Below are 13,580 nucleotides of genomic sequence, written 5' to 3'. Positions count from 1 at the left end.
AACCCCTGGGACCTTCGTCGGAAGAGGAGCGCACAGCGTGGTGCACAGCGAGGACGACGGCGTCAAACCGGGACTTGAGGGCGTGGTCGCCTTCCGCACCGAGATCGCGGAGCCGGACCGCGACGGCGGCGCGCTGCGCTACCGGGGCGTGGACGTCGAGGACCTGGCGGGCAAGGTCACCTTCGGCAACGTGTGGGCGCTGCTGGTGGACGGCCGCTTCGGCCCCGGCCTGCCGCCCGCCGAGCCGTTCCCCATCCCGGTGCACACCGGTGACGTGCGGGTGGACGTGCAGGCGGCGCTGGCGATGGTCGCGCCCATCTGGGGCTACCAGCCGCTGCTGGACATCGACGACGAGCGCGCCCGGGAGCAGCTGGCGCGGGCCTCGGTGATGGCCCTGTCCTACGCGGCGCAGTCCGCGCGCGGCATCGGCCGGCCCGCCGTGCCGCAGGCCCGCATCGACGAGTGCCGCACCATCACCGAGCGGTTCCTCACCCGCTGGCGGGGCGAGCCGGACCCGGCGCACGTGAGGGCCCTGGACGCCTACTGGGTGTCGGCCGCCGAGCACGGGCTCAACGCCTCCACGTTCACCGCGCGGGTCATCGCGTCCACGGGCGCGGACGTCGCGGCGGCCATGTCCGGCGCGATCGGCGCCATGTCCGGCCCGCTGCACGGCGGCGCGCCCGCGCGCGTGCTGCCGATGATCGAGGAGGTCGAGCGGACCGGCGACGCGAGGGGCTTCGTCAAGGGCGTCCTCGACCGGGGCGAGCGGCTGATGGGCTTCGGCCACCGGGTGTACCGGGCGGAGGATCCGCGGGCGCGCGTGCTGCGGCGCACCTGCCGGGAGCTGGGCGCGGCCCGCTACGAGGTGGCGGAGGCGCTGGAGCAGGCCGCGCTGGCGGAGCTGCGCGAGCGGCGGCCGGACCGGGCGATCGAGACGAACGTGGAGTTCTGGGCCGCGGTGATCCTGGACTTCGCGCAGGTGCCGCCGCACATGATGCCCGCGATGTTCACCTGCGCGCGCACGGCCGGCTGGTCGGCGCACATCCTGGAGCAGAAGCGCACCGGCCGCCTCGTGCGGCCGTCCGCGGCCTACGTGGGCCCCGGCCCGCGCACGCCCTCCGAGGTCGAGGGCTGGGACCGGATCGCGTAACCCCCGGGGCCGGTGGTGACGGGGCCGGTGGTGACGGGGTCCGAGGCGCCGCCACCGGTCACCGCGCGTGCCGGGGGTGTCCACCGGCTGGGAGGACCGGGTGACCCACGACACCCGGTTGCCACCTCCCGGTCACCGCCCTGCAACACTTGGACCCCCGGCAACGGCGCCGGTCGGCCGACCCCCTCCCCGCTACCGGAGGCTCCGCGATGACCCAGACCGCCGACCCGACCACGTTGGTCCTGCCCCCCGAACTGCGGCCGTCCGACGGCCGGTTCGGGTGCGGGCCCTCCAAGGTCCGCCCCGAGGCGCTGGAGGCCCTCGCGGCCGAGGGCGCCGCGCTGATGGGCACCTCCCACCGCCAGAAGCCGGTGAAGTCCCTGGTCGGCAAGGTGCGCTCCGGCCTGCGCGAGCTGTTCTCGCTGCCCGAGGGCTACGAGGTCGTCCTGGGCAACGGCGGCACCACCGCCTTCTGGGACGCCGCCGCGTTCGGCCTGGTGCGCGAGCGCGCCCAGCACTTCACCTACGGCGAGTTCTCGTCGAAGTTCGCCAAGGTCACCTCGGACGCCCCGTTCCTGGGGGACTCGATCGTGGTCAAGGCCGACCCGGGCTCCGCCCCGGAGATCGCCTACGCCGAGGGCGCCGACCTGGTCGGCTGGGCCCACAACGAGACCTCGACCGGCGTCGCGGTGCCCGTGGCCCGCCCCGCCGGCTCCGACGGCGCGCTGGTCGCGATCGACGCCACGTCGGGCGCGGGCGGCCTGCCGGTCGCGGCGTCGGAGTTCGACGTCTACTACTTCGCGCCGCAGAAGTGCTTCGCCTCCGACGGCGGCCTGTGGATCGCCCTGATGTCGCCCGCGGCCCTGGAGCGGGTCGCCGAGATCGGCGCGTCCGGCCGGTGGGTGCCGGAGTTCCTGTCGCTGACCACGGCGCTGGACAACTCCACCAAGGACCAGACCTACAACACCCCGTCGCTGGCCACCCTGTTCCTGCTGAACCACCAGGTCGAGTGGATCCTGGGCAACGGCGGCCTGGACTGGGCGGTCGGCCGGACCGCCGACTCGTCGTCGCGGCTGTACTCGTGGGCCGGGTCGACCTCCTTCACCACGCCCTACGTGGCGGACCCGGCGCACCGCTCGCAGGTCGTGGGCACCGTCGACTTCGACGACTCGGTGGACGCCTCGGTGGTGGCCAAGGTGCTGCGCGCGAACGGCGTGGTCGACGTGGAGCCCTACCGCAAGCTGGGCCGCAACCAGCTGCGCGTGGCGATGTTCCCGGCCGTCGAGCCCGAGGACGTCACCACCCTGACCAAGGCCGTCGACTGGGTGGTCTCGCAGCTCTGACCCCCGCCCGCGACGCGGTACCACGAGGGGCCTCCCGGCGCGCCCGGGAGGCCCCTTCCGCACGTCCGGGGGTGAACCTTCGGGTAACGGACGTGCGGACACCCGCGACATACGGCAAGATCACACGAAGATATCGGTGACACGGCGAGCCTCCCCCGTCAAGGCGGCACGCCGCATTAGCGTTGCGTACTCGGCGAGGTGAGCCAACCGGGAGGCCATGATGCGAGCGTTGCGGGTCATCGGGCTCGAAGACGACGGCAAGACCGTCCTCTTGGAGGACCCGGATCGCGGCGAGCGCTTCGTGCTGCCCGCGGACGAGCGGCTGCGGGCGGCGGCGCGCGGCGACCTCACCCGGCTCGGCCAGATCGAGGTCGAGTCCGACAGCCAGATGCGGCCCCGGGAGATCCAGGCCCGCATCCGCGCCGGCGAGTCCGTGGAGCAGGTCGCGGTCGCGGCCGGCATCCCCAAGCACCGCGTCGAGCGGTTCGCCTACCCGGTGCTGCTGGAGCGCTCGCGCACGGCGGACCTGGCGCAGCGGGCCCACCCGGTGCGCGAGGACGGCCCGGACGTGCAGACGCTCGGCGAGGTCGTGGCGCACTCGTTCGGCCTGCGCGGGCAGGACTACACCGACGTGAGCTGGGACTCCTGGCGCGGCGAGGACGGCCGGTGGGTCGTGCAGCTGCACTGGACCGCGGGCCGGTCGGACAACCGGGCGCACTGGGCGTTCCACCCGGGCGTGCGGGGCGGCACCGTGACCGCGCTGGACGACGCGGCCGTGGACCTGATGGACCCGAACCCGAACCGGGGGCTGCGCAGCCTGCGGCCGGTGACGCAGTTGGCGCGGGCGGCGCTGGAGATGGACAAGCCGCCGGTGGTCGTCCTGGAGCCGGAGATCCTGGTCCGGGAGGAGCCCCTGCCCGTCCCGCCGCCGGTCGTCGAGCAGCCGGAGCCCGAGCCCGTGCCGGCCGCCCCGGTGGACGAGGAGCCGCTGCCGGCCCCGGTGCCGCCGCAGCAGCAGCCCGCGACCAAGCAGCCCCGCATGGAGCCGCCGAAGCGCGGCAAGAAGAACCACCCGATCGTGCCGTCCTGGGAGGACGTCCTGCTGGGCGTCCGGTCCAACCGGGGCTGATCGTCGCCGAAGAAGGGCCCCCACCGCCGGGTGGGGGCCCTTTTCGCGTAGTTCTGCTCATGACCGCGCGCCGGTGCCCGGCCCATGCTTCACCGGTATGAGGCGGGTGGCGTGGCGGTACGGGTGGGCGGCGGTGGTCGGCGCGGTGCTCGGCACGGGCTGGTGGTGGTTCCTGCACGGGGCCCCCGTGGCGTGCGGCGGGGAGATCGGGTGCGGCGTCGCCCTGGCGCTGGCCACACCCCTGGTGCCGGTGGCGAGCTGGGTGCTGGGCTGGGCCGGGCTGCGGTCGGCCCGGGTGGCGCGACCGGCCGCGACCTCCGCCGCCGGGGTCGGGGTGGCGGTGCTGCTGACCCTGACCGGCGCGACGGGGGCGGCGCCGGTGGCGGTGGGCGCGCTGGCGTTCCTGATCGGCGCCGCGTTCGTGTCGTGAACCGGCGTTTGCGGAGCGTGACCGATCGGGTAACCGGTGGTCATGGTGCGACGGCTGATCATCGGCGTGCTGGTCGGGGTCCTGGTGGGCGCGGCCTGGTGGGGTCTGCGCGAGTTCATCGCGGCGGGCGTGGTGTGCTCGACGGAGGACTGGGACTGCCTGGGCCTGGGCCTGGTCTCGATCCCGGTCGGCCTGGTGCTCGGGGTGCTGGGTGCGTGGCTGCTGTTCGTCGCGACCCGGCGGGAGCGGCCGCTGGGGTTCGCCGCGTGCGGCGTGGCGTTCACCGCGGTGCTGACGCTGACCACGGTGTGGGTGCAGGTGCCGGCGGGCGGGCTGCTGGCCGGCGCCCTCGGGTTCGCGCTGGCCGCGCCCGTGACAGCCCGCCACCCGGTGGGGCACACTGCCGGCCGTGACTGACACCCCGCGCCCCACCGCGGGCGGCTTCGCGGTCAAGGTGCTCGCGCGCGTCCTGCTGTCGGCGGCCGTGGGGGCGGTGCTGCTGCTGGTGTGGGTGCGGGCGCACCAGGCCGGGATGCTCGACCGGGTGGTGAACGAGACCACGTTCGGCGAGTTCGTCATGCTGGTGGTGATCGGGTTGCCGGTCGCGCTGGTGGTCAGCGGGCTGCTGGCCGGGCCGGTGCTGTGGCTGCTCGGGGTGCGGCCGGTGTGGCCGGTGGTGCTGACCGGGCCGGTGCTGCTGGCGCTCGCGCACCTGGTGGGGCTGCCCGAGCGGCTGACCGGCGTGGGCGACCGCTGGACCGTGCTGATCCTGCTCGCCGGCCTCAGCTACGGCCTGGCGGGCCTGCTGACCGTGCCCGCCATGCGGCGCCGCCGCGGGTAGCGGCCGGTCAGCCGGGGGTGGGCACGGTGTCAAGCAGCGCCGGGTCCGCGCCCTCGTACCGGCACCACTCCTCGGCCTCGGCGCGGCCCACCGGGCGCGCCCCCTCCGGCCGGGCCCCGCCCACCACGTCCCAGCCGTCGTGCGCCAGCACGTGCAGCCGGCCGCCGCGCACGGCCAGCAGCCTGCCGCGCGGGAACGCCATGGTCGGCTCCGCGCGCATGAACCTCACGTCCACCTTGACCTCCACCTGGGTCGAGCCCGCAGTCTTCACGACGGGAAAACAGGATGCCGAGCAGCGGTCCCCTTCGTACCGTCGGGGTGGACCGGAGGGGGACTCGTGTCTCGAGAACGTACTTCCACGGCGGCCACCGTGCGCCGCCTGTGGCCGTACCTGAAGCCCGTGCGCGCGCCGATCGCGCTGAGCATGGTGGCCACGTTGCTGGCGATGCTGTGCGGCCTGGGCATCCCGCTGATCACCCAGAGGATCGTGGACGGCCCGATCGCCGGCCGCGACCTGACCGCGTTGCCGCCGCTCATCGGCCTGATCGTGCTGCTGGGCTGTGCCGAGGCGGCGCTGTTCTACGCGCGCCGCAGGCTGATCGCCCGGCCCGCGTCGGAGGTCGAGGCGCGGATGCGCGCCCTGCTCTACCACCACCTCCAGGACCTCCAGGTGTCCTTCCACGACCGGTGGCAGTCGGGGCAGCTGCTGTCGCGCGCCACGACCGACCTGACCCAGGTCCGCCGGTTCGTGGGGTTCGCGCTGGTGTTCCTGGTGGTCAACACCCTGGTCGTGGTGGCGGGGCTGGGCGTGCTGTTCTGGCTGTCCCCGGCGCTGGGCGCGGTCGGGCTGGCCTGCACGCTGCCGCTGCTGGCCCTGTCCTACCTGTTCGAGTCGAGGTTCAAGGTGGTGGCGCGGCGGGCGCAGGACCAGGCCGGCGACCTGACCACCGTGGTCGAGGAGTCGGTGCTGGGCATCCGGGTGCTCAAGGCGTTCGGCCGGGGCCCGCACCTGACCGGGCGGTTCCTGCGGCAGGCCCGGGAGCTGCGGGCCAGCGAGATCGCCAAGGTGAAGGTGTTCGCGGCGCTGTGGGCGGTGCTGATCGTGCTGCCCGAGCTGGGCATCGCCGGGCAGCTGGCGTTCGGCGCGGTCGGCATCGCGGACGGGACGCTGACCGTGGGCACGCTCGTCGCGGCCGTCACGGTGAGCGCCTACCTGCGCTGGCCGGTCGACTCGATCGGGTGGCTGCTGGCGGAGACGAACTCGACCGCCTCGGCGCTGGAGCGGTACTTCGAGGTGGTCGACGCGCCCGTGGAGATCACGGACCCGACCCGGCCGGTGCCGCTGCCCGCCCCGGTGCGCGGGCACCTCCGGTTCGAGGGCGTGCGCTTCGCCCACCCCGGCGCCGACCGCGAGGTGCTGCGCGGCGTGGACCTGGAGGTGCGGCCGGGCGAGACGATGGCGCTGGTCGGCGCGACCGGCTCGGGCAAGACCACGGTCACCGCGCTGGTGCCGAGGCTGGCCGACGTCACGGCCGGGCGGGTCACCGTGGACGGGGTGGACGTGCGGGACCTGGAGCTGGCGCGGCTGCGGGAGGTCGTGGGCACCGCGTTCGAGGAGCCGATCCTGTTCTCCGCGAGCGTGGCCGAGAACATCGCGCTGGGCGTGGACGGGGTGGACGAGGCGCGGGTGCGCGAGGCGCTGCGGGTGGCGCGGGCGGAGGAGTTCGTGGACGCGCTGCCGTGGGGGCTGGACACCCGGATCGGCGAGCAGGGCCTGTCGCTGTCCGGCGGCCAGCGGCAGCGGCTGGCGCTGGCGCGCGCCGTCGTCGGCCGGCCCGCGGTGCTGGTGCTGGACGACCCGCTGTCCGCGCTGGACGTGCACACCGAGGCCGAGGTGGAGGCGGCGCTGCGGCGGGTGCTCAAGGGCGTGACGGCGCTGGTGGTGGCGCACCGGCCGAGCACGGTGCAGCTGGCCGACCGGGTGGCGGTGCTGGTCGACGGCCGGATCGCGGCGGTCGGCACGCACACCCAGCTGCTGGCCGACAACGAGGTCTACCGGCACCTGCTGGCGACCCTGGAGGACGAGGGGGTGGCGGCGTGACCGCCACGAGGGAGGACCCGGCGCCGGACGGGACGACGCCCGGGAAGGTGAAGCCCGGTGAGGTGAAGCCCGGAAAGGTGACGCCTGGCGAGGTGGTGTCCGGGGAGGTGGCGCCCGGTGAGGAGTCCTGGCGGGGTGTCGCCGCCGAGGACGTCGAGGAGGTCGACCACGCCACGGGCGTGAAGCTCCAGGCCCGGTCGCGGCGGCTGCTGGCGGAGCTGCTGCGGCCCCACACCGGGGCCGCGGCGCTGGCGCTGCTGATCGTGGTGGCGGAGAACCTGGTCAACCTGGCCGGGCCGCTGCTGATCGCCGCCGCGATCGACACCGGGGTGCCCGCGGCGCTGGACGGGCGGCCGGACGCGCTGGCGTGGTGCGTCGGCGGGTACGCGGGGGTGGCGCTCGCCGCGACCCTGCTGCGCTGGTCGTTCGTGCGGCTGACCGGGCGCATCGGCCAGGACGTGCTGCTGGTGCTGCGGGAGCGCATCTTCCGGCAGGCGCAGCGGCTGTCGATCTCGTTCCACGAGAAGTACACCTCGGGCAAGGTCATCTCGCGGGCGACCAGCGACGTCGACTCGCTCCAGGACCTGCTGGAGGAGGGCCTGGACGGGTTCTTCACCTCGCTGCTGTCGCTGCTGGGCATCTCGGTGGTGCTGCTCTGGCTGGACGCGCCGCTGGCGCTGGTGGTGCTGTCCGGGTTCGTGCCGCTGGTGCTGCTGACCCGCTGGTTCCGGCGGCGGTCGGGCACCGCGTACCGGGACACGCGCGGGGCGATCGCGCGGATCATCGTGCAGTTCGTGGAGACCATGAACGGCATCCGCGCGGTGCAGGCGTTCCGGCGGGAGCGGCGCAACTTCGCCATCCTGACCGGGCTGAACGGCCGGTTCCGGGACGCCAACACCGACGCCCTGGGCGTGATGGCGACCTACACCGCGTCCGTGCGGGTGATCGGCAACCTGTCGCTGGCGGTGATCCTGGCGTGGGGCGCGTTCCGGGTCGCGGGCGGTCAGCTGGAGCTGGGCGTGCTGGCCGCGTTCACGCTGTACGTGCGGCGCTTCTACGACCCGTTCGACCAGCTGGCGATGTTCACCAACGCCTACGCGTCGGCGACCGCGGCCCTGGAGAAGATCTCGGGGCTGCTGGAGGAGGAGCCGGCCGTGCGGGAGCCCGAGGACCCGACGCCGCTGGGCGAGGTGCGCGGCGCGGTGCGGTTCGAGGACGTCGAGTTCCGGTACGCGCCGGGGTCGCCGGTGGTGCTGCCGAGGTTCGCCCTGACCGTGCCCGCCGGGCAGACGGTGGCGCTGGTGGGGGCGACCGGGGCGGGCAAGTCGACGCTGGCGAAGCTGGTCGCCCGGTTCTACGACCCGGCCGCCGGCGCGGTGCTGCTCGACGGCGTGGACCTGCGGTCGGTGGCGGACGCCGAGCTGCGGCGGGCGGTGGTCATGGTGACCCAGGAGAACTTCCTGTTCGACGGGTCGGTGCTGGACAACATCGCGCTGGGCAGGCCGTCCGCGACGCGCGAGGAGGTCGAGGCGGCGGCGCGGGCGGTGGGCGCCGACGAGTTCATCCGGTCCCTGCCCGAGGGCTACGACACGGACGTCCGCAAGCGCGGCGGGCGGCTGTCCGCGGGGCAGCGGCAGGTGGTGGCGTTCGCGCGGGCGTTCCTGGCCGACCCGGCGGTGCTGGTGCTGGACGAGGCGACGTCGAGCCTGGACGTGCCGACCGAGCGGCTGGTGCAGGACGCGCTGGAGACGGTGCTGGCGGAGCGGACGGCGTTCATCATCGCCCACCGGCTGTCGACCGTGCTGATCGCCGACCGGGTGCTGGTGCTCGACGGCGGGCTCGTGGTGGAGGACGGGACGCCGGAGGAGCTGATCGGGGAGCGCGGCCGGTTCGCGGCGCTGCACGCGGCCTGGAAGGACTCGCTGGTGTGAGGCCGGGTCCGGTCGGCCGGCGGAGGTCGGCCGACCGGACCCGCGCCCGGGGCTAGCCGAGCAGGTTGTTCAGCAGCAGCGACAGCCAGGCCACGCCGATGCCCGCGACCACGCCGTAGGCGACCCACCGCCACACCGGGGTGTTGCGGGCCAGCCACACGGAGGGCGAGATGCCGCCGACCACCAGCACGTTCGCCAGCACCGCGAGCCACTGGCTGGTCTCGCCCAGCCCCACCGACAGCATGTAGACGGTGAACGTGACCACCGCGCCGACGATCACGGTGACGGCCAGGCCCGTGCCCCAGGGCGTCGGCTCCCGCGGTGCGGGGTCCTCGGCCGGGTCCCCGGGCGGCTCGTCGTCGAGGCCGTCGAGGCGGTCGGGGTCGGTGGAGCCGTCGGGGTCGTCGGGGTCCTCGGGCGCCTCCACGGTGACCAGCTCGCCGGTCACCGGGTCGGCGTACCGGACGGGCGTGCCCATGTCGGCGGCCAGCCGACCGGCCAGCTGCCGCCCGCGCCGGGTCACCAGCGCGCTCGCCGCGCCGTCGGAGGGCGTGTCGCTGCGGATCACCGCGTCGGCCACCTTCGCCCACTCGTGCAGCGCGTCCGCCAGGCCCGCGCCCAGCGGCAGGCTGTGCGGGTCGACCTCCCGCTCGCCGCTGTTGCCGCCTTCGCCACTGTCGCCACCGCCGCTGCCGTCGCCGACCCCGTCGCGGCCCGCGAGCACGGCCCGGCCGTCCTGAACCCGCAGTTCCACCTGCGCCCTCCTCGTGTCCGGGAAGAACGTAGCGCGTTCAGGCGATCGCGTAGAAGGCGATCGCGGCGGCGGTGGCCACGTTCAGCGAGTCGACGCCCCCCGCCATGGGGATGCGCACGGCCAGGTCGGCGGCCCCGATGGCCAGGTCGGTCAGGCCCGGCCCCTCGGACCCGAGCAGCACCGCGACCCGCCGCCCGCGCAACCCGGCGTCGGCCAGGCCGACCGCGTCGGCGCGCGGCGTCAGGGCGGCGGTGGTGAAGCCGTTGGCGCGCAACAGCTCCAGCCCGGCGGGCAGGTCGGGCATCGAGGCGAACGGCACGCGCAGCACGTGCCCCATCGAGACGCGCACGCTGCGCCGGTAGAGCGGGTCGCTGCACCCCGGGCCGAGCACGACGCCGTCGATGCCGAGGGCGGCGGCGTTGCGGAACAGCGAACCCAGGTTCTCGTGGTCGCCGACGCCCTCCAGCACGGCCAGCCGACGCGAGGACGCGACCAGGTCCGCGAGGTCGGCCCGCGGCGCCCGGTCGGCGGCGGCGAGCACGCCCCGGTTCAGGTGGAAGCCCACCACCTCGGCCATGACCTCGGCGGAGGTGACGTAGGCGGGCGCCGGGAGGTCGCGGCCGCCGTCGCCGAGCGCCTCGACGCGGCGGCGCACGCCCAGCAGCGCCCGCACCGGGTAGGGCGAGGCCAGGAGGCGCTCGACGACGACCACGCCCTCCGCGATCACCAGGCCGCGCCCGCCGGGGCGGTCGGGACGGCGGTCGGCCGTCGACAGGTCCCGGAAGTCGTCCAGGCGCGGGTCGGCCGGGTCGTCGATCTCGATCACCCGGGCAGTGTCCCACCTCCCGGTACGTGAACACCGCTCGCAGAACCGGGGGTTATCGGCACAAGCCCACCACCAGGCAGTTCTCGCTCATTGTTACTGCCAGGTGACAGAGAGCACCGATTTGGACGCTGGCCGGCCCGGTCACGCTGTGCCACGGTTGACCTCCGCTGAGCCCGCCGGAGCAGCCCGAACCGATTGGGAGGCGGCATGGGTAGGGATGTGTCCACCCGGACTTTCACCAGGGAAGACCGCCAACGCTACCGGGAACGCATGCAGCGGTGCATGGACGCGCTGGGCACCATGCTGGCGGAGGGCAGCTTCTCCTTCCCGCGCCAGCAGATGGGGCTGGAGATCGAGCTGAACCTGGTCGACCGGGCGGGCCGGCCCGCGATGGCCAACTCCGAGGTGCTGGAGAAGATCGACGACCCGTCGTTCACCCTGGAGCTCGGGCAGCACAACCTGGAGGTCAACGTCCCGCCGCGCGAACTGGCCAGGGACGAGACGCTCGACCTGGAGCGCGAACTCGTCTCCACCCTCGCGTCGGCCGACGACAAGGCGCACGACGCGGGCACCTCGATCGTGATGATCGGGGTGCTGCCCACGCTGCGGCACGAGCACTTCGACCGGCGGTGGCTGTCGACGCAGCCGCGCTACGCCGTGCTCAACGACCGGATCCTGGCCGAGCGCGGCGAGGAGGTGGCGCTGTCCATGGAGGGCGCGCCGCTGCCCGGCCGCCCCGGGGAGCGGCTGTCCAGCTACTCGGAGTCGATCATGCCGGAGGCGGCCTGCACGTCGGTGCAGCTGCACCTCCAGGTCGCGCCGGACGACTTCGCGGCCCACTGGAACGCGGCCCAGGCGCTGGCCGGGGTGCAGGTGGCGATCGCGGCGAACTCGCCGTTCCTGCTCGGGCGGGCGCTGTGGCACGAGACCCGGATACCGCTGTTCCTCCAGGCGACCGACACCCGGACGCAGGAGCTGAAGAACCAGGGCGTGCGGCCGCGCGTGTGGTTCGGGGAGCGGTGGATCACGTCGATCTTCGACCTGTTCGAGGAGAACGTGCGCTACTTCCCGGCGCTGCTGCCCGAGACCGGCGACGAGGACCCGCTGGACGTGCTCGGCGCGGGCGGCACCCCGTCGCTGACCGAGCTGCGCCTGCACAACGGGACGGTGTGGCGCTGGAACCGACCGGTGTACGACGTGGTGGACGGCGTGCCGCACCTGCGCGTGGAGAACCGGGTGCTGCCCGCCGGGCCGACCGTGCTGGACACCATGGCCAACGCCGCGTTCTTCTACGGGGCCCAGCGCGCCCTGACCACCTCGGAACGTCCACTGTGGAGCCAGATGTCCTTCCACGCGGCCGAGGAGAACCTGTACTCGGGGTCGCGGCACGGGATGAACGCGCAGCTGTACTGGCCCGGGATCGGCTGGGTGCCGCCGGACGAGCTGGTGCTGCGGCGGTTGCTGCCGCTGGCGCACGAGGGCCTGCGGGACTGCGGCGTGTCCGACGAGGCGCGGGAGCGGTACCTGGGGGTGATCGAGGCGCGGTGCCTGGCGCGGCGCACGGGGTCCCAGTGGCAGCGCGAGACCGTGACGATGATGGAGGAGAAGGGCGTGGAGCGGGAGGAGGCGCTGTCGGCGATGCTCACGCGGTACGTGGAGCTGATGCACGAGGGCGAGCCGGTGCACACGTGGCCGGTCTCGCCGTGAGCCACGGGTGGGTGCTTCCCACGATCCGGGGAGCTCCCACCCCCCGCCCCACCTCACGCCACCGTCCGTACGCGAACCGCCACAGCAGGGCCTCACCCGGCCCCGACGCCCCGCCGACCACCGGCACCCCGTCAACCACCGGACGAGCTGCGCGGCGACCCGGCTCCAGCCCGTCCGACCCACGGCCGCGTGGGTGGCCGGCCCAGCGGGCCGACGCGGGACGAGGCGGGGGTGCGTCTCCCCGCAGCACGCGGTCGCGACGTGCTCGCCGCCCTCGCCGGCGCACCCCGGATCACGCGGTCGCGGCCGTGCTCGCCGGCCCCGCCGGCGCACCCGCCGACTGCCTGCGCGTGTCCCAGGCGCTGTTCGGCGAGGTCTTCGCCAAACACGGGTACGCGCCAACCAGCACGGTGCCCCGCCAGCCGCGCCGCCTCCTTGATCCCGGCAACGTCGGCGGCGTTGACATCGATCCCGGATCCGCCCACTTTGACCCGTTCGTGTCATCACCTCGACGACACGACCGAATCATAGCCCACCTCAGCGGCGGCGGCCGGCCTTCAGCGGCGCCACGTCGGCCCCGTCGTGCGTGTTGCGGCACTCGTCGGGCGTCACCGCCTCGACCGCGAGCGTCAGCATCCCCTTCACGCCGGTGTAGATGCTCTCGCCCATCGACGCCAGCGAGGTGTGCACGCGGTTCGAGTCGGAGAAGTCGCGCTCGTCCTTGGTGCGCTTCTTCCCCGCCTCCTCCGGCTTGGTCGCGCTGCGCAGGTTGATCTCCAGCCACGCGGCCACCTCCGCCGGCGTGGTCAGCACCTCCTCCGGCGTCCGCTCCAGGCGCTCGGACCTCGGGGACGCGTGATCAAGAGAGGTGTGCTCCACGTACGCGTGCCAGTGCGTGTTGCGCAGCGACCACGTCTGCTCGATCGGCCAGTCCTCCTCGGTGCCCATGCGCCTATCTTGCCAGGGTCGTCACGTCCGGGGTGCGGTCCACCCCCACGGCTTGGGCCGGTTTCCGGTCGCGCGTCACGAGCAGCAGCGTGTCCCGGCAGTCCTCCGGCACCCGCACCGGCCGTTCGACGGCGTCCAGGCCGAGGCGGTTCGCCGGTTCGTCCGGCCTCGGGCACGTGGTGCCGCGCGCCCGGAGCACGGTGAGCCCGGCCCGATCCGCTCCCCCGGCGGCGAGCGGCAGGCGACCGAGGAAGGCCGACTTGCCGGCGCCGTCGAGCGCGGGGGTCCTCCGCGTCGGCCTGCCGGAACATCGAGCCGCACCTCCGAGACCACGGTCCGCGAACCGAACGGCAGCGTGACGTTCCGGACCACCGGCACGGACACGTCCCCGATGGTGGCAACCCCGCCGCGAGCCACGCG

14 protein-coding genes are annotated in these 13,580 nt (G+C 74.3%); 9 read left to right on the top strand and 5 right to left on the bottom strand.

The genetic code is table 11. The features are described from left to right. Positions 1-37 precede the first annotated feature (37 nt). The 6 genes from ACFP3R_RS28685 to ACFP3R_RS28660 all read left to right on the top strand — a co-directional run bounded on the left by ACFP3R_RS28685 (position 38) and on the right by ACFP3R_RS28660 (position 4,893). The gene (locus ACFP3R_RS28685) at positions 38-1,150 is read left to right on the top strand and encodes a citrate synthase 2 (protein ID WP_380640300.1); all 1,113 of its coding nucleotides are present in this window, start codon (positions 38-40) and stop codon (positions 1,148-1,150) included. 209 nt (positions 1,151-1,359) lie between these two features. Next, on the top strand, positions 1,360-2,493 hold the full coding sequence (gene serC, locus ACFP3R_RS28680; RefSeq protein WP_380640297.1) for a phosphoserine transaminase: 1,134 nt from the start codon (positions 1,360-1,362) through the stop codon (positions 2,491-2,493). Between the two features lie 220 nt (positions 2,494-2,713). Further along, the gene (gene sepH, locus ACFP3R_RS28675) at positions 2,714-3,622 is read left to right on the top strand and encodes a septation protein SepH (protein WP_380640360.1); all 909 of its coding nucleotides are present in this window, start codon (positions 2,714-2,716) and stop codon (positions 3,620-3,622) included. 97 nt (positions 3,623-3,719) lie between these two features. Then, entirely contained in the window at positions 3,720-4,052 is a 333-nt protein-coding gene (locus ACFP3R_RS28670) for a hypothetical protein (protein ID WP_380640294.1), read from the top strand. A 42-nt stretch (positions 4,053-4,094) separates the two neighbouring features. Continuing rightward, positions 4,095-4,469 carry a hypothetical protein gene (locus ACFP3R_RS28665; protein ID WP_380640291.1) on the top strand — a complete coding sequence of 125 codons (375 nt, stop codon included), beginning with the start codon at positions 4,095-4,097 and terminating at the stop codon, positions 4,467-4,469. Then, a complete protein-coding gene (locus ACFP3R_RS28660) occupies positions 4,462-4,893 on the top strand; it encodes a hypothetical protein (protein ID WP_380640288.1) in 432 nt (143 codons plus the stop codon). Before ACFP3R_RS28665 ends, ACFP3R_RS28660 begins: the two co-directional genes overlap by 8 nt. A gap of 7 nt (positions 4,894-4,900) precedes the next feature. On the opposite strand, the gene ACFP3R_RS28655 is transcribed toward ACFP3R_RS28660, so the two are convergent. Then, positions 4,901-5,164: a hypothetical protein gene (locus tag ACFP3R_RS28655; protein ID WP_380640286.1), complete on the bottom strand. Its 264-nt coding sequence runs from the start codon at positions 5,162-5,164 to the stop codon at positions 4,901-4,903. A gap of 66 nt (positions 5,165-5,230) precedes the next feature. Between ACFP3R_RS28655 and ACFP3R_RS28650 the strand changes: the two genes are divergently transcribed. Together ACFP3R_RS28650 and ACFP3R_RS28645 are read left to right on the top strand one after the other, a co-directional pair. Beyond that, positions 5,231-6,994: an ABC transporter ATP-binding protein gene (locus tag ACFP3R_RS28650; protein ID WP_380640284.1), complete on the top strand. Its 1,764-nt coding sequence runs from the start codon at positions 5,231-5,233 to the stop codon at positions 6,992-6,994. Next, positions 6,991-8,925 (top strand): ABC transporter ATP-binding protein, encoded by a 1,935-nt coding sequence (locus tag ACFP3R_RS28645; protein ID WP_380640282.1) that lies wholly within the window; start codon positions 6,991-6,993, stop codon positions 8,923-8,925. Before ACFP3R_RS28650 ends, ACFP3R_RS28645 begins: the two co-directional genes overlap by 4 nt. A gap of 52 nt (positions 8,926-8,977) precedes the next feature. Here ACFP3R_RS28645 and ACFP3R_RS28640 read toward each other — a convergent pair whose 3' ends face one another. Both ACFP3R_RS28640 and ACFP3R_RS28635 read right to left on the bottom strand, forming a co-directional pair. Beyond that, positions 8,978-9,679: a DUF2537 domain-containing protein gene (locus ACFP3R_RS28640; RefSeq protein WP_380640280.1), complete on the bottom strand. Its 702-nt coding sequence runs from the start codon at positions 9,677-9,679 to the stop codon at positions 8,978-8,980. 37 nt (positions 9,680-9,716) lie between these two features. Next, complete coding sequence (locus ACFP3R_RS28635; RefSeq protein WP_380640278.1) at positions 9,717-10,505, bottom strand: TrmH family RNA methyltransferase; 789 nt, start codon at positions 10,503-10,505, stop codon at positions 9,717-9,719. Between the two features lie 207 nt (positions 10,506-10,712). Here ACFP3R_RS28635 and ACFP3R_RS28630 point away from each other — a divergent pair, with 207 nt between their 5' ends. Continuing rightward, positions 10,713-12,212 (top strand): glutamate-cysteine ligase family protein, encoded by a 1,500-nt coding sequence (locus ACFP3R_RS28630; RefSeq protein WP_380640275.1) that lies wholly within the window; start codon positions 10,713-10,715, stop codon positions 12,210-12,212. 537 nt (positions 12,213-12,749) lie between these two features. Here ACFP3R_RS28630 and ACFP3R_RS28625 read toward each other — a convergent pair. Together ACFP3R_RS28625 and ACFP3R_RS28620 are read right to left on the bottom strand one after the other, a co-directional pair. Beyond that, entirely contained in the window at positions 12,750-13,160 is a 411-nt protein-coding gene (locus ACFP3R_RS28625; protein WP_380640272.1) for a hypothetical protein, read from the bottom strand. A 4-nt stretch (positions 13,161-13,164) separates the two neighbouring features. Continuing rightward, positions 13,165-13,359, bottom strand: coding sequence for a hypothetical protein (locus ACFP3R_RS28620; RefSeq protein ID WP_380640269.1), 195 nt, complete (start codon positions 13,357-13,359; stop codon positions 13,165-13,167). Positions 13,360-13,580: the final 221 nt, after the last annotated feature.

The sequence above is a fragment of the Saccharothrix lopnurensis genome (assembly GCF_042658445.1).
Lineage (GTDB): Bacteria > Actinomycetota > Actinomycetes > Mycobacteriales > Pseudonocardiaceae > Actinosynnema > Actinosynnema lopnurensis.
The sequence above is the reverse complement of the archived record's forward strand: the minus strand, read 5'-3'. Positions and strand labels throughout refer to the sequence as shown.

What these genes read in the sequence shown, in the direction of transcription:
- ACFP3R_RS28625 (WP_380640272.1), bottom strand. Translation starts at nt 13,160, where the DNA reads ATGGGCACCGAGGAGGACTGGCCGATCGAGCAGACGTGGTCGCTGCGC.
- ACFP3R_RS28630 (WP_380640275.1), top strand. Translation starts at nt 10,713, where the DNA reads ATGGGTAGGGATGTGTCCACCCGGACTTTCACCAGGGAAGACCGCCAA.
- sepH (WP_380640360.1), top strand. Translation starts at nt 2,714, where the DNA reads ATGCGAGCGTTGCGGGTCATCGGGCTCGAAGACGACGGCAAGACCGTC.
- ACFP3R_RS28670 (WP_380640294.1), top strand. Translation starts at nt 3,720, where the DNA reads ATGAGGCGGGTGGCGTGGCGGTACGGGTGGGCGGCGGTGGTCGGCGCG.
- serC (WP_380640297.1), top strand. Translation starts at nt 1,360, where the DNA reads ATGACCCAGACCGCCGACCCGACCACGTTGGTCCTGCCCCCCGAACTG.
- ACFP3R_RS28665 (WP_380640291.1), top strand. Translation starts at nt 4,095, where the DNA reads ATGGTGCGACGGCTGATCATCGGCGTGCTGGTCGGGGTCCTGGTGGGC.